Source organism: Azoarcus sp. CIB (genome assembly GCF_001190925.1).
GTDB lineage: Bacteria > Pseudomonadota > Gammaproteobacteria > Burkholderiales > Rhodocyclaceae > Aromatoleum.
Genome location: NZ_CP011072.1, coordinates 963,478 through 982,727 on the forward strand (window position 1 = coordinate 963,478; position 19,250 = coordinate 982,727).

At 67.3% G+C, this 19,250-nt stretch carries 18 protein-coding genes and 1 pseudogene; 8 read left to right on the plus strand and 11 right to left on the minus strand.

Annotation, left to right across the window (positions count from 1 at the left end):
* Window positions 1-17 precede the first annotated feature (17 nt).
* From tkt to AzCIB_RS04250, 4 genes are all read right to left on the minus strand, one after another.
* On the minus strand, window positions 18-2,063 hold the full coding sequence (gene tkt / locus AzCIB_RS04235; protein ID WP_050414743.1) for a transketolase: 2,046 nt from the start codon (window positions 2,061-2,063) through the stop codon (window positions 18-20).
* A gap of 149 nt (window positions 2,064-2,212) precedes the next feature.
* Window positions 2,213-3,088 carry a phosphoribulokinase gene (locus AzCIB_RS04240; RefSeq protein WP_050414744.1) on the minus strand — a complete coding sequence of 292 codons (876 nt, stop codon included), beginning with the start codon at window positions 3,086-3,088 and terminating at the stop codon, window positions 2,213-2,215.
* 46 nt (window positions 3,089-3,134) lie between these two features.
* Window positions 3,135-3,404, minus strand: a complete 270-nt coding sequence (locus AzCIB_RS04245; RefSeq protein WP_050414745.1) for a hypothetical protein — start codon at window positions 3,402-3,404, stop codon at window positions 3,135-3,137.
* Window positions 3,405-3,483: 79 nt separating this feature from the next.
* Window positions 3,484-4,293: an inositol monophosphatase family protein gene (locus AzCIB_RS04250; RefSeq protein ID WP_050418214.1), complete on the minus strand. Its 810-nt coding sequence runs from the start codon at window positions 4,291-4,293 to the stop codon at window positions 3,484-3,486.
* 179 nt (window positions 4,294-4,472) lie between these two features.
* Here AzCIB_RS04250 and AzCIB_RS04255 point away from each other — a divergent pair, with 179 nt between their 5' ends.
* The 5 genes from AzCIB_RS04255 to AzCIB_RS04275 all read left to right on the plus strand — a co-directional run bounded on the left by AzCIB_RS04255 (window position 4,473) and on the right by AzCIB_RS04275 (window position 10,272).
* Window positions 4,473-5,195: a 16S rRNA (uracil(1498)-N(3))-methyltransferase gene (locus AzCIB_RS04255; RefSeq protein WP_050414746.1), complete on the plus strand. Its 723-nt coding sequence runs from the start codon at window positions 4,473-4,475 to the stop codon at window positions 5,193-5,195.
* Between the two features lie 12 nt (window positions 5,196-5,207).
* Entirely contained in the window at window positions 5,208-6,695 is a 1,488-nt protein-coding gene (pap, locus tag AzCIB_RS04260) for a polyphosphate:AMP phosphotransferase (RefSeq protein ID WP_050414747.1), read from the plus strand.
* Between the two features lie 195 nt (window positions 6,696-6,890).
* Window positions 6,891-8,207: an amino-acid N-acetyltransferase gene (gene argA / locus AzCIB_RS04265; protein ID WP_050418215.1), complete on the plus strand. Its 1,317-nt coding sequence runs from the start codon at window positions 6,891-6,893 to the stop codon at window positions 8,205-8,207.
* Window positions 8,208-8,265: 58 nt separating this feature from the next.
* Window positions 8,266-9,996: a sensor domain-containing diguanylate cyclase gene (locus AzCIB_RS04270; RefSeq protein ID WP_198149611.1), complete on the plus strand. Its 1,731-nt coding sequence runs from the start codon at window positions 8,266-8,268 to the stop codon at window positions 9,994-9,996.
* 3 nt (window positions 9,997-9,999) lie between these two features.
* Window positions 10,000-10,272: an oxidative damage protection protein gene (locus tag AzCIB_RS04275; protein WP_050414748.1), complete on the plus strand. Its 273-nt coding sequence runs from the start codon at window positions 10,000-10,002 to the stop codon at window positions 10,270-10,272.
* A gap of 103 nt (window positions 10,273-10,375) precedes the next feature.
* Here the strand turns inward: AzCIB_RS04275 and phoU are convergent, their stop codons facing one another.
* From phoU to AzCIB_RS04295, 4 genes are all read right to left on the minus strand, one after another.
* Complete coding sequence (gene phoU / locus AzCIB_RS04280; protein WP_050414749.1) at window positions 10,376-11,077, minus strand: phosphate signaling complex protein PhoU; 702 nt, start codon at window positions 11,075-11,077, stop codon at window positions 10,376-10,378.
* Window positions 11,078-11,152: 75 nt separating this feature from the next.
* On the minus strand, window positions 11,153-11,821 hold the full coding sequence (gene rpiA, locus AzCIB_RS04285; RefSeq protein WP_050414750.1) for a ribose-5-phosphate isomerase RpiA: 669 nt from the start codon (window positions 11,819-11,821) through the stop codon (window positions 11,153-11,155).
* A 22-nt stretch (window positions 11,822-11,843) separates the two neighbouring features.
* A complete protein-coding gene (gene moeA, locus AzCIB_RS04290) occupies window positions 11,844-13,097 on the minus strand; it encodes a molybdopterin molybdotransferase MoeA (protein ID WP_050414751.1) in 1,254 nt (417 codons plus the stop codon).
* A gap of 178 nt (window positions 13,098-13,275) precedes the next feature.
* A complete protein-coding gene (locus tag AzCIB_RS04295) occupies window positions 13,276-13,902 on the minus strand; it encodes a c-type cytochrome (RefSeq protein WP_050414752.1) in 627 nt (208 codons plus the stop codon).
* A 121-nt stretch (window positions 13,903-14,023) separates the two neighbouring features.
* Here AzCIB_RS04295 and yihA point away from each other — a divergent pair, with 121 nt between their 5' ends.
* Window positions 14,024-14,674: a ribosome biogenesis GTP-binding protein YihA/YsxC gene (gene yihA, locus AzCIB_RS04300; protein ID WP_050414753.1), complete on the plus strand. Its 651-nt coding sequence runs from the start codon at window positions 14,024-14,026 to the stop codon at window positions 14,672-14,674.
* Window positions 14,675-14,869: 195 nt separating this feature from the next.
* Entirely contained in the window at window positions 14,870-15,886 is a 1,017-nt protein-coding gene (gene hemB / locus AzCIB_RS04305) for a porphobilinogen synthase (RefSeq protein WP_050414754.1), read from the plus strand.
* Between the two features lie 27 nt (window positions 15,887-15,913).
* Here hemB and AzCIB_RS04310 read toward each other — a convergent pair whose 3' ends face one another.
* The 3 genes and pseudogenes from AzCIB_RS04310 to bioB form a co-directional block, all read right to left on the minus strand.
* On the minus strand, window positions 15,914-16,573 hold the full coding sequence (locus tag AzCIB_RS04310; RefSeq protein ID WP_050414755.1) for a pyrimidine 5'-nucleotidase: 660 nt from the start codon (window positions 16,571-16,573) through the stop codon (window positions 15,914-15,916).
* 7 nt (window positions 16,574-16,580) lie between these two features.
* Window positions 16,581-17,475: pseudogene (locus AzCIB_RS04315) on the minus strand (methyltransferase domain-containing protein).
* A gap of 14 nt (window positions 17,476-17,489) precedes the next feature.
* Entirely contained in the window at window positions 17,490-18,482 is a 993-nt protein-coding gene (gene bioB / locus AzCIB_RS04320) for a biotin synthase BioB (RefSeq protein WP_050414756.1), read from the minus strand.
* Window positions 18,483-18,539: 57 nt separating this feature from the next.
* On the opposite strand from bioB, the gene AzCIB_RS04325 reads away from it, so the two are divergent.
* On the plus strand, window positions 18,540-19,250 hold the full coding sequence (locus tag AzCIB_RS04325; protein WP_353611533.1) for a ComF family protein: 711 nt from the start codon (window positions 18,540-18,542) through the stop codon (window positions 19,248-19,250).

Consider the following 19,250-nt stretch of genomic DNA (forward strand, 5'->3'; position numbering starts at 1 on the left):
GAGCACGGCGACGACGCTTACTTCACGATCTGCTTCACGGCTTCAGCGACCGCGTCGGCAGTGATACCGAAATATTTGAACAGCTCGCCGGCGGGGGCGGACTCGCCGAAGCGGTCGATGCCGATCACCGCGCCTTCGAGGCCGACATACTTGCGCCAGCCGTCGGTGACGCCCGCCTCGACGGCGACGCGCGGCAGGCCCGCGGGCAGCACTTCACCTTGATAGGCGCGGTCCTGGCGGTCGAACACGTTGGTCGAAGGCATCGATACGACGCGCACGGCGATGCCGGCGTCGGCGAGCGCCTTCTGCGCGGCGATCGCGAGGGCAATTTCCGAGCCGGTGGCGATGATCACGGCCTGCGGCTTGCCGCCGTTCAGGCTGGCCGGTGCGTCCGACAACACGTAGCCGCCCCGGCGGATCGCCGCGATCTGCTCGGACGAGCGGGCCTGGAAGGGCAGGTTCTGGCGCGAGAACAGCAGCGCAGAGGGGCCGTCCTTGCGCTCGATCGCGTGGGCCCAGGCCACGGCCGATTCGGTCGTGTCGCAGGGGCGCCACACGTCCATGTTGGGGATCAGGCGCAGCGTCGCGGTCTGCTCGACCGGCTGGTGCGTCGGGCCGTCCTCGCCGAGGCCGATCGAGTCGTGTGTGAACACGAAGATCTGGCGGATCTTCATCAGCGCAGCCATGCGCAGCGCACTGCGCGCGTACTCGCTGAACATCAGGAAGGTGGCGGTGTAGGGAATCAGGCCGCCGTGCAGGCTGATACCGTTGGCGATCGCGGCCATGCCGAACTCGCGCACGCCGTAGTAGATGTAGTTGCCGCCGGCTTCCTTCGTGACGCCCTTGGCGCCGGACCACAGCGTGAGGTTGGAGCCGGCCAGGTCGGCCGAACCGCCGACGAGCTCAGGCAGCTTGGGCGCGAAGGCCTCGATGCTGTTCTGGCTCGCCTTGCGGGTGGCGATGGTCTCGGCCTTGTCGACGATCTTCGCGATCACGGCGTCGACGTGCGCCGACCAGTCGGCCGGCAGTTCGCCCTGCGTGCGGCGCGTGAACTCGCCGGCTTCCTGCGGGAAGGCCTTGGCGTAGGCGGCGAAGCGTTCGTTCCAGCCGGCTTCCAGCGCCGCACCCTTGTCGCGCGCGTTCCATGCCGCGTAGACGTCCGCGGGGATTTCGAACGGGGCGTGCGTCCAGCCGATGTGCGCGCGCGTCGCGGCGATTTCGGCGGCGCCCAGCGGCGCGCCGTGCACGTCGTGGCTGCCCTGCTTGTTCGGGGCGCCCGCGCCGATCACGGTCTTGCAGCAGATCAGCGTCGGCTGGGTCGTGTTGGCCTGGGCGGCGCGGATTGCCGCGTCGATCTCGGCCGCATCGTGGCCCTGCACGTTGGCGATGACCTGCCAGCCGTAGGCTTCGAAGCGCTTCGGCGTCTCGTCGGTGAACCAGCCATCGACGTGGCCGTCGATCGAAATATTGTTGTCGTCGTAGAAGGCGATCAGCTTGCCCAGGCCCAGCGTGCCGGCGAGCGAACAGGCTTCGTGCGAGATGCCTTCCATCAGGCAGCCGTCGCCGAGGAACACGTAGGTGTGGTGATCGACGATCGCGTGGCCGGGGCGGTTGAATTCCGCAGCGAGCATTTTCTCGGCCAGCGCCATGCCGACCGCGTTGGTGATGCCCTGGCCGAGCGGGCCGGTGGTGGTCTCGACGCCGGGCGTGTAGCCGTATTCGGGGTGGCCCGGGGTCTTGCTGTGCAGCTGGCGGAAGCGCTTGAGCTCCTCGATCGGCAAGTCGTAGCCGGTCAGGTGCAGTAGCGCGTAGACCAGCATCGAGCCGTGGCCGTTCGACAGCACGAAGCGGTCGCGGTCGGCCCACTTCGGGTTCGCCGGGTTGTGACGCAGATGGTGACGCCACAGCACTTCGGCGATCTCGGCCATGCCCAGCGGAGCACCCGGGTGGCCCGAGTTGGCCTGCTGGACGGCATCCATCGCCAGGGCGCGGATCGCGCCGGTGACGGGGTTGAAGACCGGGGGCCGCACGTTGCGCGGGTTCTCGTTGCGGGCTGCCTGCATGGATCTCTCGGGCCTGGTGGCCGGCTGGGAAAAGCGCGGATTATCGCCGAAAAAGGGGGCACTTGGGTAGCGCCTGCTGCACTGCAAAATTCGCACAAACCCCTGTGCGCTCAGGTCAAATGTCGCTCCGTTGCGCGTCCTGCGGGGCTTCAGATCGCTTCGCGCCGGCGCTCCATCAGCTTCCAGATCAGCGGCGTGAGGATGAGCTGCATCGCGAGGTCGAGCTTGCCGCCCGGAATCACGATGCTGTTCGCGCGCGACATGAAGGCATCGTGGATCATGCGCAGCAGGTAGGGGAAATCGACGCCGCGCGGGTCCTTGAAGCGGATCACCACCATCGATTCGTCGAGCGTGGGCACTTCGCGCGCGATGAAGGGGTTGGACGTGTCGACGACCGGCACGCGCTGGAAGTTGATGTGCGTGCGCGAGAACTGCGGGACGATGTAATGCACGTAGTCGTACATGCGCCGCAGGATCGTGTCCTGCACCGCCTCGGGCGAGTAGCCGCGCTCGCGCGTGTCGCGGTGCAGCTTCTGGATCCATTCGAGGTTGATCGTCGGCGCGACGCCGATCAGCAGGTCGACGTGGCGGGCGACATCGACCTTGTCGGTCACGAGCGCGCCGTGCAGCCCCTCGTAGAACAGGCAATCGGTGCCGACGGGGAGATCCTCCCACTCCGCGAAGCTGCCGATCGGCAGGCCGGTGCGTGCCGCGCGTTCGGCGTCGTGGATGTAGCCGCGATGGCGCCCCGTCGCGGACTTGCCGTAGGCGCGGAACAGCGCTTCCAGTTCCTCCACGAGGTTCGCCTCGGGGCCGAAATGGCTGATGCCCCGCTGGCCCGCCCGCTCGGCTGCTTCGATCAGCTTCGTCATCTCCTCGCGGGTGTAGCGGTGGAAGCTGTCGCCCTCGACGATGGCCGCATTCACGTTCTCGCGATGGAAGATCGCCTCGAAGGTGTGCTTGACCGTCGTGGTGCCGGCGCCCGACGAGCCGGTGACGGCGATGATGGGGTGTTTGGTTGACATGTTGGTTGCCGTTGCGGGGAGGTCGTGGGCGCGCGGTGCGCGGCTGTCATGCGTCGGTGAGGCGGGAGCCCTTGTTGCGGGCGGAATGGACGCGGTGCGCGGCGACGACCAGCACGTGCACTTCCTCGAAGGAGAGTTCGGGGTAATGGTCGCGCAGCACGCGATAGGCGAGGTGGTCGAGCGTCGAGTTGCCCCAGCGGTTTTCGCGGGCGAAGAAAGGCATGATCAGTTCGCTTGCCTCGATGAATATTTCGCGCACGCGTTGATGCGAGCGGCGCTCCTGCAAACCGGATGGTGCGGAGGGGGACGAAGTCATGAGTCGGTTCCGAGAGCGTAGCGACAGGGGATCATGGCGGGATTCATGTGTGTTCGCCTTGCAGGCTCGAACCGGGCGATCAGGAGTGGGCGCTTACCCAGTTGCGCCACTCCGTAAACAGACAGGGGCTGGCGGCCGCGATCACGCCGCGCTTGATCGACGGTCCCGCGATCCCGGTGCTGCCGTCCAGTGCGGCTGCCTTGCCGCCCGCCTCATCCAGGATCAGCTTGCCGGCCGCATAGTCCCACAGCATCTGCCCGCCATGCAGATACACGTCCAGTCGTCCCGCGGCGACAAAGCACCATTCGAGCGCGCTGGAGCCGAAATTGCGCTGCGAGAAATAGGGCGGTCGCACCGCGAGCTCGTCGCCGAGGTGGTGGCTGATGCGCTTGAAGTCGATGCCGGCCACCGCATCCGACAGATGTGCCGCAGCCACGCGCAGCGGCAGTTCGACGCCGTTCAGGAAGGCACCGGCGCCTTTGGCTGCGTAGAAGGATTCGTCGGTGACCGGGTTGTAGACGACGCCGAAGCGCGGCTCGTGATTCACCAGATAAGCGATCGAGACGGCGAAGAAGGGAATGCCGTTGGCGAAATTCGTCGTGCCGTCGATGGGATCGATGCACCACAGGCCGCGTCGTCCGTCGCTCCACAGGTGTGCCTGTTCTGCGGCGCTCATCTCTTCGCCGAGCACGGCGCCGGGCGCCAGCTTGGGCAGTTCCTCGGAAAAGCGGCGTTGCGATTCGAGGTCGGCCTCGGTGAACAGTGTGCCGTCGGCCTTGCGATTGCGCGCGGTCTTGAGGTAGCGCGGCAGGATCACCTCGCGGGCAACATCGCGCACCAGCGATTCGAGCGCCCGCGCCTGCGCGAGCCGTTGGCTGGTCGTGGGCATCAGCGGCGCTCCACGCTCATGTGCGAAGCGATGACTGCGGACTTGCGCGTCCGCGCATTCCTGCGTGCCGTGTCGGCTGGCGCCGGGGAGGCGCATGAGGGGCGGTCGGGAACACAGGAAATCATGGCCGTGCCGAAGGCAGGTCTCGCGGGAATGCAGTGTCCTTATAATACACCACGATGATTTCGCGCTTCTTTTGCCCCCTTCCGATGCCGGCTTCCGGCGAGATCCAGCTGCCCGAGGCGCTGGCCCATCATGCTGCACGCGTGCTGCGGCTGCGCGACGGCGATCCTGTCGTCCTGTTCGACGGTGCTGGCGGCGAAGTGCTGGCAGTGCTGCGGCTGCGCGGCAAGCAGTGTTTCGCCGAGCTGCAGGAGCGGCGCGAAGTCGAACGCGAGTCGCCGCTGCGGCTGGTGCTGGTGCAGGCCCTCGCGAGCGGCGACAAGATGGACTGGATCGTGCAGAAGGCCGTCGAGCTGGGCGTTGCCGCCGTCGTGCCGGTGCAGGCGGAACGTTCCGTGCTGCGGCTTGCCGGTGAGCGTGCGGCCAAGCGCGTGGAGCACTGGCAGCAGGTCGCCGTGTCGGCGTGCGAGCAGAGCGGACGCAACCGCATACCGGTCGTCGCGCCGATCGCCGGACTGCGCGACTACCTTGCCCGCCCCTGCGAGGGCGTGCGCCTGATCCTCGATCCGGCGGCCACGCAGCGCCTGCTCGACGCCGGGCGCCCGGCGGGGGAAGTGCATCTGCTGATCGGTCCGGAAGGGGGCTGGTCCGACGACGAACTCGCGGCCTGCCGCAGCGCGGGCTGCGCCGGCATGGGGCTGGGGCCGCGCGTGCTGCGCACCGAGACCGCGGGGCTGGCCGCGGTCGCCGCGCTGCAGGCCGTGTGGGGCGATTTTTGAGGAGGCTGGAAGATGTTCGAATCGGCTGAACTGGTCCACAAGATCGACAAGGACGAATACGACGCGGCCGAACCGGAGCTGCGCGCGCAACTGCTCGATGTGCAGTTCGACCTCCTGGAAGCGAAATCCTTTGCCGTCGTGGTGCTGATCAACGGCATCGACGGCGCCGGCAAGGGCGAGACGGTGAATCTCCTCAACGAATGGATGGACCCGCGCCACATCCAGACGCTGGCTTTCGATTCGCCGACCACCGACGAGGCCGAGCGTCCCTTCATGTGGCGCTTCTGGCGTGCGCTGCCGCCGCGCGGGCGCATCGGCATTCTGTTCGGCAACTGGTACACGGACCCGATGCGCGAGCGCGTCGAGAAGGTGTCGAAGAGGGCCGACCTCGATCAGCGCCTCGACGAGATCAACCGCTTCGAGGCGATGCTGGTGCGCGAGGGGGTGGTGCTCCTGAAACTGTGGTTCCATCTGTCGAAGGACGGGCAGCGCAAGCGCCTCAAGGCGCTGGAAAAGGATCCGCGCACGCGTTGGCGGGTCACCGAGCAGGACTGGCACTCCTACGAGCGGTACGACCGTTATCGCGAAGTGGCGGAGCACGCGCTGCGTCACACCAGCACTGGCGATGCGCCGTGGATGATCGTGGACGGTTCCGATTCGTACTACCGCGAGCTCTTCGTTGCGCGCACGCTGCTCGATGCCATGCGCAAGCGGCTCGATTCCGGCGCGCGTCATTGGGTGGCGCGCCAGACGGCGCCCCCGCTGCCGCCCGCGCCCGATTCGCGCAACCTGCTCAACAGCCTCGTGCTGCGGCAATCGCTGGACAAGAAGGAATACCAGGCGCTCCTCGAACGCTACCAGGGGCGGCTCGCGCTGCTCACGCGTGACGAGGCCTTCCGCGGCCGCTCGCTCGTGCTCGTCTTCGAGGGCGCGGATGCCGCGGGGAAGGGCGGCGCGATACGCCGCGTCACCGCCGCGCTCGACGCGCGCCAGTACAACGTCGTGCCGGTGGCCGCGCCGACCGAAGAGGAGCGTGCCCAGCCCTACCTGTGGCGCTTCTGGCGGCACCTGCCGCGCCAGGGCAGAGTCGCGATTTTCGATCGCTCGTGGTACGGCCGCGTCCTCGTCGAGCGCGTGGAGGGCTTCTGCTCGGAGGCGGACTGGATGCGCGCGTACTCGGAGATCAACGACTTCGAGGACCAGCTGGCCGACGCCGGGGCGGTGGTGGTCAAGTTCTGGCTGCAGATCGGCAAGGACGAGCAGCTGGAACGTTTCCGCGAGCGCGAAGCCGAAGCGCACAAGCGCTTCAAGATCACCGCCGAGGACTGGCGCAACCGCGAACGGTGGGACGACTACGCCCGCGCCGTGTGCGACATGGTCGACCGTACGAGTACCGAGACCTCGCCGTGGACCCTGGTCGAGGCGGACAACAAGCTGTTTGCCCGTATCAAGGTGCTGCGCACACTATGCGAACGGCTCGAATCCGCACTGCAGCGCTAACGGACGGGACTGCGTGCGGATGCCCCGATCGCGTGCGGAGCTCGCTCCGCGATGCGCCGTGTATTCCGCTAGAATGGACCGGGCATACGTGCCCTGCGCCGCACCCGGCGAGATTTCCGATTTTCTGATGGTGACGATTTGAGCGGCCAGTCCAATCCCAACTCCAACCCCAATTCGAATCCCGCGGCATCCGACATCGCGGCGTCGACGGAGCAGTTCGTGGCCTGGGTGCGCGGGGCCGCGCCCTACATTCATGCCTTTCGCGGGCGCACCTTCGTTCTCGCCTTCGGCGGGGAAGTCGCCGCCGGCGCGCGCGCCCAGAGCCTCGCCTACGACTGCAACCTGCTGGCCGCGCTGGGCATCCGCCTCGTTCTCGTGCATGGTGCGCGGCCGCAGATTGAAGCCGAGCTCGCGCGCCGCGGACTGGAGCAGCGCTACCACAACGGGTTGCGCGTCACCGACGCCGATGCGCTCGAATGCGTGAAGGCCGCGATGGCGGTGACGCGCATCGAAGTCGAGGCGCTGCTGTCGCAGGGGCTCCCGAACACGCCGATGGCAGGCAGCTACATGCGCGTGACCGGAGGCAACTTCATCACGGCCCGTCCGGTCGGTGTCGTCGACGGCGTCGACTACCAATACACGGGCGCCGTGCGCAAGATCATCGCCGAGGAGATCAACGCCGACCTCGACCAGCAGAACGTCGTGCTGATCTCGCCGATGGGCGTGTCGCCGGCGGGCGAGATATTCAACCTCAGCATGGAAGAGGTCGCCGAGGCGGTCGCCGTCGCGGTGAAGGCGGAGAAGCTGATCTACCTGTGCGACGCCCCGGGCCTGCTGGATGCGGACCAGCGCCTGATCGATTCGGTGACGGCCGACGAGGCCGAGCGCATGTTCAACGCCGGGGAAGGGCTCACCGAGGATCTCGATCTCTACCTGCCGTGCGCGATCCGCGCGGTGCGCCGCGGCGTGGCGCGCGTGCACCTCATCGACCACGACAAGGACGGCGGCCTGCTGCTGGAGTTCTTCACGCACGCCGGGGTGGGCACCGTCGTGTCGCGCGATCCGCTGTTCCGCCTGCGCGACGCGAGTTTCGAGGATGTCGCCGCGCTGGTCGCGCTGATCTCGCCGATGGAGGCGGACGGCACGTTGGTGCGGCGCGGGCGCGAACTGCTCGAGCAGGAGATCGACCGCTTCTCGGTCGTCGAGCACGACGGCGTGCTGGTCGGTTGCGCGGCGCTGTACCCGTTTTCCGACGAGCGTGCCGCGGAACTCGCCTGCCTTGCCGTCACGCCCGAGTACCGCCGCGCGGGTCTTGGCGACCAGCTGTTGCGCCGCATCGAGGAGCGCGCGCGCAAGCAGCGCCTCGAGCGCTTGTTCGTGCTCACGACGCGCACCGCGCACTGGTTCCGCGAGCGCGGTTTCAGCGAGATCGGCCCCGAGGCGCTGCCGCAGAAGAAGCGCGATCTGTACAACTACCAGCGCCGCTCGAAAGTGTTCGTGAAGAAGCTATGACGGACGCGCGCGCATTGTCCGGCCGATGGTGTGCGTGCGGCATGCGTGCGGAGGCCTCGTGAGCGGCAAGGACGCCCCTTCGCGTTCTGCGCCGGCCCTTGCCGGCGTGGCGGGAGCGCTCCTTGCGGGCCTTGGCGCGCTGGCAGGTGCGCACTTCGGCGTCGCCGGCGAGTGGGGTCTGCTGGCCCTTGTGCTCCTCGCGGCAGGGGGGCTGGGTGCCACGGCCGTGCTTATCTACGACAACGCGGCGGTGCGTCGGCAGACAGGCGACGACGCGGCGATCGCGTCGCGCCTCGACGCGCTGGACGCAGTGGTCCATCTTTCCTCCGGTGCCAGGGGGGGCGAGCCGGCGGCCGATCATGCGAAGCGGCTGGATGCGGTCACCGTCGGCGTGTCCCGTCTGCGCGAAATCGCCGAAGGCGTGCATGGCGTCGAAGCCCTGTTCGACATGCGCGGACGCCTGACCTGGATCAGCCCGTCGATCGAACGGCTGACGGGCTGGAGCCCCGCAGCCTGCCTCGAAGCGCCCGATGCGCTCGCCCTGCTGGTGCACGAGTCCGACCGTCGCTATTGCCAGCGTATGGCGCAGCGCGTCGCCGAGGGAAGTCCCGGCGAGGATTTCGAGATGCGCCTGTTGCGCGAGGATGGCCACATCTGCTGGGTCGCCTGCCACTGGCGGCCGCTCGGCCGAGAGGGAGGGCAGCCGGCCGGCCTCCGCATGTCGGCCGAGGACATCCAGGCGCGCAAGGAAGCCGAATACAAGCTCCTCGAAACCGTCACCGAGCTGCGGCGTGCCCAGGCGCTGCGCGAGCGGTACCTGGCGCGCTCGAACGACGAGCGCCAGCGCCTGTCCGCGCTGCTCAACGTCATCCGCCTGGGCATCCTGTTCATGGACCGCGATCACCGCGTGCTCTATTACAACCGTGCGATGCTCGACATCTGGGGCTTTCCGCCCGACGAGAATCTCATCGGCATGCGCGACGTCGTGCTGCAGAGCCGCGTTGCCGAGCTGATCGAACAGCCCGAGGCCTACTTCGAGCACATCGACGCGGTGCTGCGCACCTACGTGGTCAGCGAGCCCCACGAAGTGAATTTCAAGGATGGTCGCATCGTCACGGATATCGCCGCGCTGGTCGAGGCCGTGCAGGGGCGCCGCGGCATCGGGCGCGTGTGGATCTACGAGGACGTCACCGAGCAGCGCCGCACCGCGCAGCGTCTGGTCGAACTGGCGGAGCACGATCCGCTGACCGGCCTCTACAACCGCCGGCGCTTCCACGAGGAGCTCGACCGGCAGCTCGCCGAAGCCTCGCGCCGTGGCGGCCAGGTCGGGCTCGTGGCGATCGACCTCGACGGCTTCAAGCCGATCAACGACGAGTTCGGCCACCAGGCCGGCGACGAGGTGCTGGTCGCCCTGGCGGAGAGGGTCGGCGACGTCATCCGCCGCAACGAGATGTTCTGCCGCCTGGGCGGCGACGAGTTCGGCGTGGTGGTGCCCGATGCGGGCGAGAAGAAGCTGTGCGAGCTGGCGCGCCGCATCATCGAAGTGATCGAGGGGCTGTGTTTCGAATTCGGCGGGCGCTCCGTGGGCATCACCGCGAGCCTCGGCATCGCGATCTACCCGCGCCATGCCGCCTCCGCGGAACAGCTGATCGCGGTGGCCGATCAGGCCTTGTATCGCTCGAAGAGCGGCGGCCGCGATCAATGGACCATGGCAGAGAGCTGTGCGGGGGAATCCGCTAGAATGACGCCCACCGAATCCGATGAACCCGATTGCAGAAGAGAGGACTGAACGATGGCCCGTATGGTCAATTGCATCAAGCTTGGTCGCGAGGCGGAAGGGCTGGACCTGCCCCCGGTTCCCGGCGCGCTCGGAAAGCGCATCTTCGACAGCGTCTCGAAGGAAGCCTGGCAGCAGTGGGTCAAGTACCAGACCATGCTGATCAACGAGAACCGCCTGAACCTGATGGATGCGCGCGCGCGCAAGTATCTGTCGGAGCAGATGGAGAAGCATTTCTTCGAAGGCGGCGCCGACCAGGTCGGCGGCTACGTTCCGCCCGCGCAGTGAGCCTGCGTCGCGGATCGCGGCGCGACTGAATGAAAAAGGGATGGCCGCGGCCATCCCTTTTCGCGTAAACCGCCGCCGCAGCGTGCGCGCAGCGAGATTCCCGTCAGTTGGGGCCGGAAGCGCGTTCCAGCGCCTCGACACCTTCATGGCGTACGTCGCGGCCCTTGACCATGTACACGACGTATTCGGAGAGGTTCTTCGTGTGGTCGCCGATGCGCTCGATCGACTTGGCGATGAACAGCACGTCCAGCGAACGCGTGATCACGCGCGGATCTTCCATCATGTAGGTGATCAGCTGGCGCATGATGCCCTTGAAGATCGCATCGACCTCCTTGTCGCGCCGCACGATTTCCGGCGAAGCCGTCGGGTCCATGCGGGCGAAGGCGTCGAGCGCGCCCTGCAGCATCTCGACGACCATCGTCGACACGTGGCGAAGCTCCACCTTGGGGACGAAGGCGGCGTCCGAGTCGATGATCTGGCGGCCGGCCTTGGCGATCTTTTTGGCCTCGTCGCCGATGCGCTCGATGTCGGTGATCATCTGGATCATCGTCATGACCATGCGCAGGTCTCCGGCGGCCGGGGCATGGCGCGCGATGACGTGGATGCAGGCATCGTCGAGCGCGACTTCCTCGTCGTTGACCTTGCGATCATCTGCGATGACCTGTTCCAGCAGTTCGTGATTGCCCGTCCCGAGCCCTTCGATCGCACGCGTCAGCTGCTGGGCCACGAGGCCGCCCATTTCCAGCAGGCGCTTGCGGATGGCTTCCAGCTCCTTGTCGAACTGGGTGTAGGTGTGCTTGCTCATTGTCATGTTCCGGTCCCGAGAGTCCGCGAGGGTAGCAGTCGAATGTGACGAATATATTGCACGGATGCTTGCGATTCAGGAAGTCGCTGCGACGCGCCGCTCGACGCCCGTCGACGTGGCCATCAGCAGCAGGTCGGCGCCGCGCAGCGCAAACAGCCCGTTGGTCACGACGCCGGTGATCTGGTTGATCTCCGTTTCCAGGGCTTGCGGCTCCGGAATGCGCAGCCCGTGCACGTCCAGGATCAGGTTGCCGTTGTCGGTCACGAAACCCTCGCGCAGTACCGGACGTCCGCCGATCCGGGCGAGGCGGCGCTCGACGTAGGCGCGCGCCATCGGGATCACCTCCACGGGCAGCGGGAAGGCCCCCAGGCAGCTTACGAGCTTCGACTGGTCGCAGATGCACACGAAACGCTCGGCAACCGCGGCGACGATCTTCTCGCGCGTCAGCGCGCCGCCGCCGCCCTTGATCATCGCGAAGCCGCCGTCGATCTCGTCCGCCCCGTCCACATAGAGCTGCAGTTTGGTCACGTCGTTGAGGCCGATCAGCGGAATGCCGTAGCCCTCGAGCCGGCGTGCGCTGGCTTCCGAACTCGATACGGCACCGGCGATGCGGCCGCGCATCTCGGCCAGGCCGTCGATGAAATGGTTGACCGTCGAGCCCGTGCCGACGCCGACGATCATGCCGTCCTCGACGTAGTCCAGCGCCGCGCGCGCCGCGGCCTTCTTCAGTTCGTCCTGATTCATTAGGTATTCCTGTGGGTGGGTCTTACACGAGGCCGTCGAAGATCTGCACCTGCACCGTCTCGCCGGCGAGGACGTCGCCGCGCTCTTCCGGCAGCACGATGAAGCAGTTGGCTTCCGACATCGAACGCAGCACGCCCGAACCTTGGGCGCCGGCAAGCCGTACCGTCTGGCGGCCGTCGACGAGGGCCAGGCGGCCGCGCATGAATTCGCGTCGTCCGGGCTGCTTGCGAATGGTTTCTGCGCACACCACGTCGAACAACGCCGGCTCAGGCAGCGGCGAGACCCCGGACAGGGCTTGCAGGGCGTCCTGGACGAACTGGTAGAAGGTCACCAGTACCGCGACCGGATTGCCGGGCAGGCCAAACAGCCACGCATCACCGACGCGTCCGAAGGCCATCGGCCGTCCGGGCTTGATGTCGATCTTCCAGAACGCGACCTCGCCGAGGCGATTCACGAGCTCGCGGATGAAGTCCGCTTCCCCCACCGACACGCCGCCGCTGGTCAGGATCACGTCGGCGTTGGCTGAAGCGTCGCGGAAGGCCGTTTCCAGCGCCTGCGGGTCGTCGCGCACGACGCCCATGTCGATGAGATCGCAGCCCAGGCGCGAGAGCGCACCGAAGAGGGTGTAGCGGTTGCTGTCGTAGACCTCGCCGGGCGCGAGCGGCTTGCCGATCGACGCGAGCTCGTCGCCGGTGGAGAAGAAAGCCACGCGCAGCCGGCGGCGCACGACGACCTCGGCGATGCCGAGCGAGGCGACGAGGCCCAGCTCGGCCGGTCCGCAGCGCTTGCCCGCGGGGAGGGCGATGCCGCCCAATGCCAGGTCCTCGCCGGCGCGGCGCAGGTTGTGTCCGGCGCGCTGTCCCGCCGGCACATGCACCTTGCCGTCGGCGGCGCGCGCCACCTCCTGCACGACGATCGTGTCGGCACCCTCCGGAATCGGCGCCCCGGTCATGATCCGGACGGCCTGCCCGGCGCCGACGATGCCGGAGAAGGGCTTGCCGGCGAACGCCGTGCCGACGACCGTCAGGGCGCTCTCGCCCTGCGGCGCGAGGTCGGCGTGGCGCACCGCGTAGCCGTCCATCGCCGAGTTGTCGTGGGCCGGCACGTTACACGGCGCGATGACGTCCTCGGCGAGCACGCGCCCTAGGGCGCTGCGGACATTGACGCGTTCCCATCCGCCGACCGGCGTCAGCCGGTCGAGAATGGCCCGCCTCGCCTCGGTGGCGGAGTAATTGGGCGAGCGGGCGGAGGTCGGGCTCCCGGGGTTCTGTGCCATGGCTTTAGTTCCTGGATGCGGCGTTCGCTCGGTCTTGCGGAAGACGCATTATCGTCCGATCTTGCGCGCCGTGGGACCGGCGGTCGCAAGGGCGCACATGCTGCCGGTGCCGGAAAAAGAAAAGGGGTGGCCATGCCACCCCTTTCACCCCTTTCGAGATTGCTGCGGCGCCGGACGGTCAGCGCAGGCCGGCGGCGTAGTCGGCGACCGCCTTCATTTCCGGATCGGTCATCTTCAATGCGATGGTCTGCATCATCAGTGCCGGGTCGTTCTTGCGCACGCCATCGCGGAAGGCCTTCAGCTGCGCTTCGGTGTAGTCGGCATACTGGCCCGCGATGCGCGGGAACTGGGCCGGCAGGCCGGCGCCGGCCGGGCCGTGGCAGCCAGCACAGGCGGGAACGCCCTTGGTCGGGAGGCCCGCACGCCAGATGTTCTGACCGAGCTTCGCGAGGTCGGGATTCTTGGCCGAGTCAGGCTGCAGCGTCTGCGACGAGAAGTGGATCGCGAGCGCCTTCATGTCCGCTTCCTCGAGTGCCGCCACCATGCCGCCCATGATCGGGTTTTCGCGCTCGGCGGGCTTTCCGTTCCAGCCCTTGAAGTTCTTCAGTTGCTTGAAGAGGTAGTCGGAATGCTGGCCGGCCAGTTTCGGGTTGACCGGAATCGGGCTGTTGCCGTCGGCGCCGTGGCACCCGACGCAGAGGGTTTCTGCAGTCTGTTTCGCCTTGGCGAGATCGGGTGCCTGGTCCTGGGCGTGAAGGCCGCCCGTAACCAGCAGCAGCGAGAGCAGCAGGGAACGCTTGATCATGGTGTCCTCAGAAAGCCGTGAGTGGATATCGCAAACGCGGTATTCTATAACAGCTGGCCGGATTTGCGCGATGCAATGTGGGCTGTCCGGCATAACCATCTGCGTTTTCCCCTCCCTCCCGATGTCCCTCTTCCGCAACGCAAAATTCGAGATTTCCATTGCAAAATCGGGCGATCTGCCGGTTCCGGACGGGCCCGAGATCGCTTTTGCCGGCCGTTCGAACGCCGGCAAGTCGAGTGCCATCAATACGATTGCCGACCATACGCGCCTCGCATATGTGTCGAAGACGCCCGGGCGCACGCAGCTGATCAACTTCTTCCGCCTCGATTGCGGGGCGGTGCTGGTCGACCTTCCCGGCTACGGCTACGCCAAGGTGCCCGAGGCGATCCGTCGGCAGTGGGTGGGCCTGCTGGAAAACTACCTGCGTCAGCGCGAGAGCCTCGTCGGGCTCGTGCTGATCATGGATTCCCGCCATCCGCTGACGCCGCTGGATCGCCAGATGATCGACTGGTTCCTGCCGAGCGGGCGGCCGATTCACGTGCTGCTGACTAAGGCCGACAAGCTCACGCGCAACGAGGCGGCGGCCACGCTGGCCGCGGTGCGCCGCGAACTGGTCCCGCTGGGATCGCAGATCACGGCCCAGTTGTTCTCGAGCCTGAAGAAGGTCGGGGCGGAAGAGGTCGAGCACACCGTGGCGGGCTGGCTGAATCTGCCGACGGAAGAGTTGCCTGCGATTCCGGCCACGGCGCGTCTGGGTGGCGCCGGAAAATAAAAGACCCCGGGCCAAAGGGGATAAAGCCCGGGGTCAAACGCCTTAATGGGATTAAGGCACCCGCTCAGGGAGGTGAAGCGGGGGACGGCTCGTCACCATCCGAAACTTCAGAGTAAATGCACTTTGAAGAAGTTCCCACCCGAATTCGTTACCTTATATTTCATGTCGATTAACTGAACTGGAGCTGGATCGAACATGCGTCCCACCGGAATCTTTCCTGCGACCCGCATGCGGCGGATGCGCCGCGACGAGTTCTCCCGCCGCCTGATGCGCGAATCGCACCTGTCGGCCGACGACCTGATCTACCCCGTGTTCGTGCTCGAGGGCAACAACGTCACGCAGGCCGTGCCGTCGATGCCGGGCGTGACGCGCGTGTCGCTCGACAACCTGCTGCGCGTTGCCGAGGAGGCGGTGTCGCTGGGCGTTCCCGCGCTGGCCCTCTTTCCGGTGATCGAAGCCGCCGGCAAGACCGAGGGCGCCGAAGAGGCGTGGAACCCGGACGGACTGGTGCCGCGCGTCGTGCAGGCGCTGAAGGCGCGCTTCCCGGAGCTCGGCGTGATCACCGACGTCGCGCTCGATCCCTACACCAGCCACGGCCAGGACGGCCTGATCGATCCGGATGACCCGTGCGGCTACGTGCTCAACGACGAAACGCTCGAGGCGCTCGCGAAACAGGCGCTGTGCCATGCGCAGGCGGGCGCCGACGTGGTCGCGCCGTCGGACATGATGGATGGACGCATCGCACGCATCCGCGCCGAGCTCGACAGCGACAATCGCATCTACACGCGCATCCTCGCGTATTCGGCGAAGTACGCGTCGAGCTTCTACGGCCCCTTCCGCGACGCGGTGGGTTCGGCCGGCAATCTCGGCAAGGGCAACAAGTACACCTACCAGATGGACCCGGCGAACACCGACGAGGCGATCCGCGAGGTCGCGCTCGACATCGCCGAGGGGGCCGACATGTTCATGGTCAAGCCCGGCATGCCCTACCTCGACATCGTGCGCCGCGTGAAGACCGAACTGCAGGTGCCGACCTACGCCTACCAGGTGAGCGGCGAGTACGCGATGCTCAAGGCGGCCATCGCCAATGGCTGGCTGGCGGAAGAGGCGTGCGTGCTGGAAGCGCTGCTGTCGTTCAAGCGCGCCGGTGCGGACGGCATCCTGACCTACTTCGCGCTCGATGCGGCGCGCTGGCTGAAGGCCGCCGGCTGAGGCGGGGTGTGTCCGGCCCCGGTATCCCTACCGGGGCAGCAGGCGGCCGGCCGCGCGGCGCAGATCGAGAATCGAAGTGATCCTGACGTCCACATAGGCCGGCCTTTTCATTTCGCGGCCGACCAGCACCGTCTTCATGCCCAGCCGGCGGGCGGTGCGCAGGTTCTCGGCTGAATCCTCGACCAGAATGCAGCACTGCGGCCGCAGCTGCAGATCGTGCAGCAGGTGGCGGAAGGCGCGCGCCTGCGGTTTCGGGTGGAAGCGCATCTGCTCGATGCCATAGACCGCGTCGAAATGACGGCGGATCCCCATCGCTTCGAGCACGGCGCCGGCATAGCGCTGCGGTCCGTTCGAGAACACGATCTTGCGCCCGGGCAGGCGGCGCAGCAGCGCACCGAGCGCGCGGTCGAAGACCATCATCGCGTGCAGCCGTTCGAAGCGGTGCGTCTCCGCCAGGAAGTGGTGCGGATCGACGCCGTGATGGCGCATGAGGCCGGTCAGCGTCGCGCCGTAGCGCCGCCAGTAGCGCACCCGCAGTGCGTTGGCGTCCTCGTCGCTCAGCGCGAGGTGCCGCACGAGGTAGGCCGTCATGCTCAGGTTGATGTGCGGGAAGATGTGCGCGCTGGCGTTGTGCAGCGTGTTATCCAGGTCGAAGAGCCACACCGGCCCCGCGCACGGTCTGCTCACGTCTGTCTCAGCCCCTGCCGGGGCGCGGCTGGAAACGGACGATGGCGCGGCCGTCCTCGGTCGTCTTGGGCTGGGCCTTCCACGCATGGCCCTGCACGACTTCGAAGGTTGCGGGCAGGCGATCATCCCGCCGCAGCGCCTCGAGAGTCTGCCGGGCGGCCTCCCAGCCGCCTTTCCCCGACAGGCCGCGCGGGCGGGCGACGCTCGCGTTGGCGCAGCCCGACAGGCGCAGGTCGCGCAGCAGTTCGTCGACGTCCGCGTAGGTCAGCGTCAGCACTTCCATGTCCATGACCGGGTCGGAAAAGCCGGCCTGCACCAGGGCGTCGCCCAGGTCATGCATGTCGATGAAGCGGTGCACGCGCTCGCCCTGCGCGGCGGGCAGTGCGGCGCGCAGCTCGCGCAGCGTGTCCGGGCCCAGCGTCGAGAACATCAGCATGCCGTCCACTTCCAGCACGCGATGAACTTCGCGCAGCGCGGGAAGCGGGTCGGCGAGCCAGTTGAGCATGAGGTTGGACCATACCAGCGACATGCTGGCGCGCGCGAAGGGCAGGTTCGCTGCGTCGGCGCAGGCGAGCGCCGGGCCCTGGGGTTTTCCCAGTGCGCGCAGGCGCTCGAGCAGGCCGCGCGCGCCGCGCGCGCGGGTGAGCATCGGCAGCGCGAAGTCTGCGCCGACGCCGTTGTGCCGCTGGGAAGCGCCGCACGAGCGTATCGAGGTCGGCGCCGGTGCCGCAACCCAGGTCGAGGATGCGCTTCGGTTCGAGGCGGATGTAGTCGAGCCGCTCGTCCATGCGCCGCGCGACTTCGCGTCCGAGCACGGCGACCTCGTCGCAGCTTGCCGCCGCGCGCCCGAAGCGCCGGATCAGGAGTTTGCGGTCGAGTGCGAAGTCGGCGTCGCCGGCCATTCCTTGCGAAGCGCTCAGATCGGACGAATGCCGAGGCGCGCGAACAGCTTCTCGTCGCGGTCGGCTTCGGGGTTGTCGGTCGTCAGCAGGCGTTCGCCGTAGAAGATCGAGTTCGCACCGGCCATGAAGCACAGGGCCTGCATCTCGTCGCTCATCTGCTCGCGGCCTGCGGACAGGCGCACGAAGCTGGTCGGCATCATGATGCGCGCCGCGGCAATCGTGCGCACGAATTCGAAGGGATCGAGCTTCTCGGCTTCGGCGAGCGGGGTGCCGGGGATCGCGACGAGGTTGTTGATCGGCACCGACTCCGGCGGACGATCCATGTTCGCGAGCTGCGCGAGCAGGCCGGCGCGGCCGCTGCGGCCTTCGCCCATGCCGATGATGCCGCCCGAGCACACATTGATGCCGGCATTGCGCACCTGGTCGATGGTGTCGAGACGGTCGGCGAGGGTGTGCGTCGTGATCACCTTCTCGTAGTACTCGGGCGCGGTGTCGACGTTGTGGTTGTAGTAGTCGAGGCCGGCGTCCTTGAGCTGCTGCGCCTGGTCGCCCTTGAGCATGCCCAGGGTGACGCAGGTTTCCATGCCCAGCGCCTTCACTTCGCGCACCATCGCGAGGACGGTCTCCAGTTCGCGCTCCTTCGGGCCCTTCCACGCGGCGCCCATGCAGAAGCGGCTGGACCCCTTGGCCTTCGCTGCCTTGGCCTTCTCGACGACCTCGGCGACCGCCATCAGCTGCTGGCGGTCGAGGCCCGTCTTGTAGCGGGCCGACTGCGAGCAGTAGCTGCAATCCTCGGAACAGCCGCCGGTCTTGATCGAAAGCAGCGTCGAGCGCTGCACGGCATTGGCGTCGAAGTTCTCGCGGTGTACCTGCTGGGCGCGGAAAACAAGATCCATGAACGGCAGTTCGAACAATGCTTCGGCCTCAGCGACGCTCCATTGCTTGCGGGCGGCGGTGTTGGCGGCGGACTGGGTGTCGAGGTTGCGGCACGCGGAAGTCATTGTCATGAAAGCAGTTCCGGGATGTAATGCGAAGCTTCCCATATTCGTTCATTCGGCGAAAACTTGTCAAACGTACTTCACCGTATGGAGGCGATGGCGCGAATCCTCGCTTCCAGGCTCATGCCGAACGAGTGCTTTGTGTGCGGCCAGGGGGCTGGCTCCGCGCTGGTTTGCGGGGCGTGCCGCGCGAGCCTGCCACGGCTGGCGACGGTGTGCCCGGTGTGTGCGATCCCGTCCGGCGAAGACCTGATCTGCGGCAGTTGCCAGCGCGCGCAGCCCGCTTTCGATGCAACCATCGCCGCCTTGCCCTACGTGTTCCCGGTCGACCGCCTCGTCCAAGCGCTGAAATACGGACGGAGGCTGGCGCTGACGCGCTTCCTCTCCGGCCTGCTGGAGCCGTTCACGCCGCCGCAAGGGCCGGCGGTCGTGGTGCCGATGCCGCTCCACCCCGGCCGCCTGCGCGAGCGCGGCTTCAACCAGGCGGCGGAGATCGCGCGGCCGCTCGCCCGTGCCTGGGGGCTGCCGTTCGAAACGGCCGCTGTCGAGCGCGTCCGCGACACGGCGCCGCAGGCCTCGCTGCCGTGGCTCGAACGGCGCCGCAATATGCGCGGCGCCTTCCGTTGCCATAGCTCGTTCGACGGCAGGACCGTCGTGGTCGTCGATGACGTTATGACCACCGGCGCGACGCTCGACGAGCTCGCGCGCACGTTAAAATCGCACGGCGCAGCCCGCGTAGTGAACCGGGTCGTTGCGCGTACTCCATCGCCGGTCTGA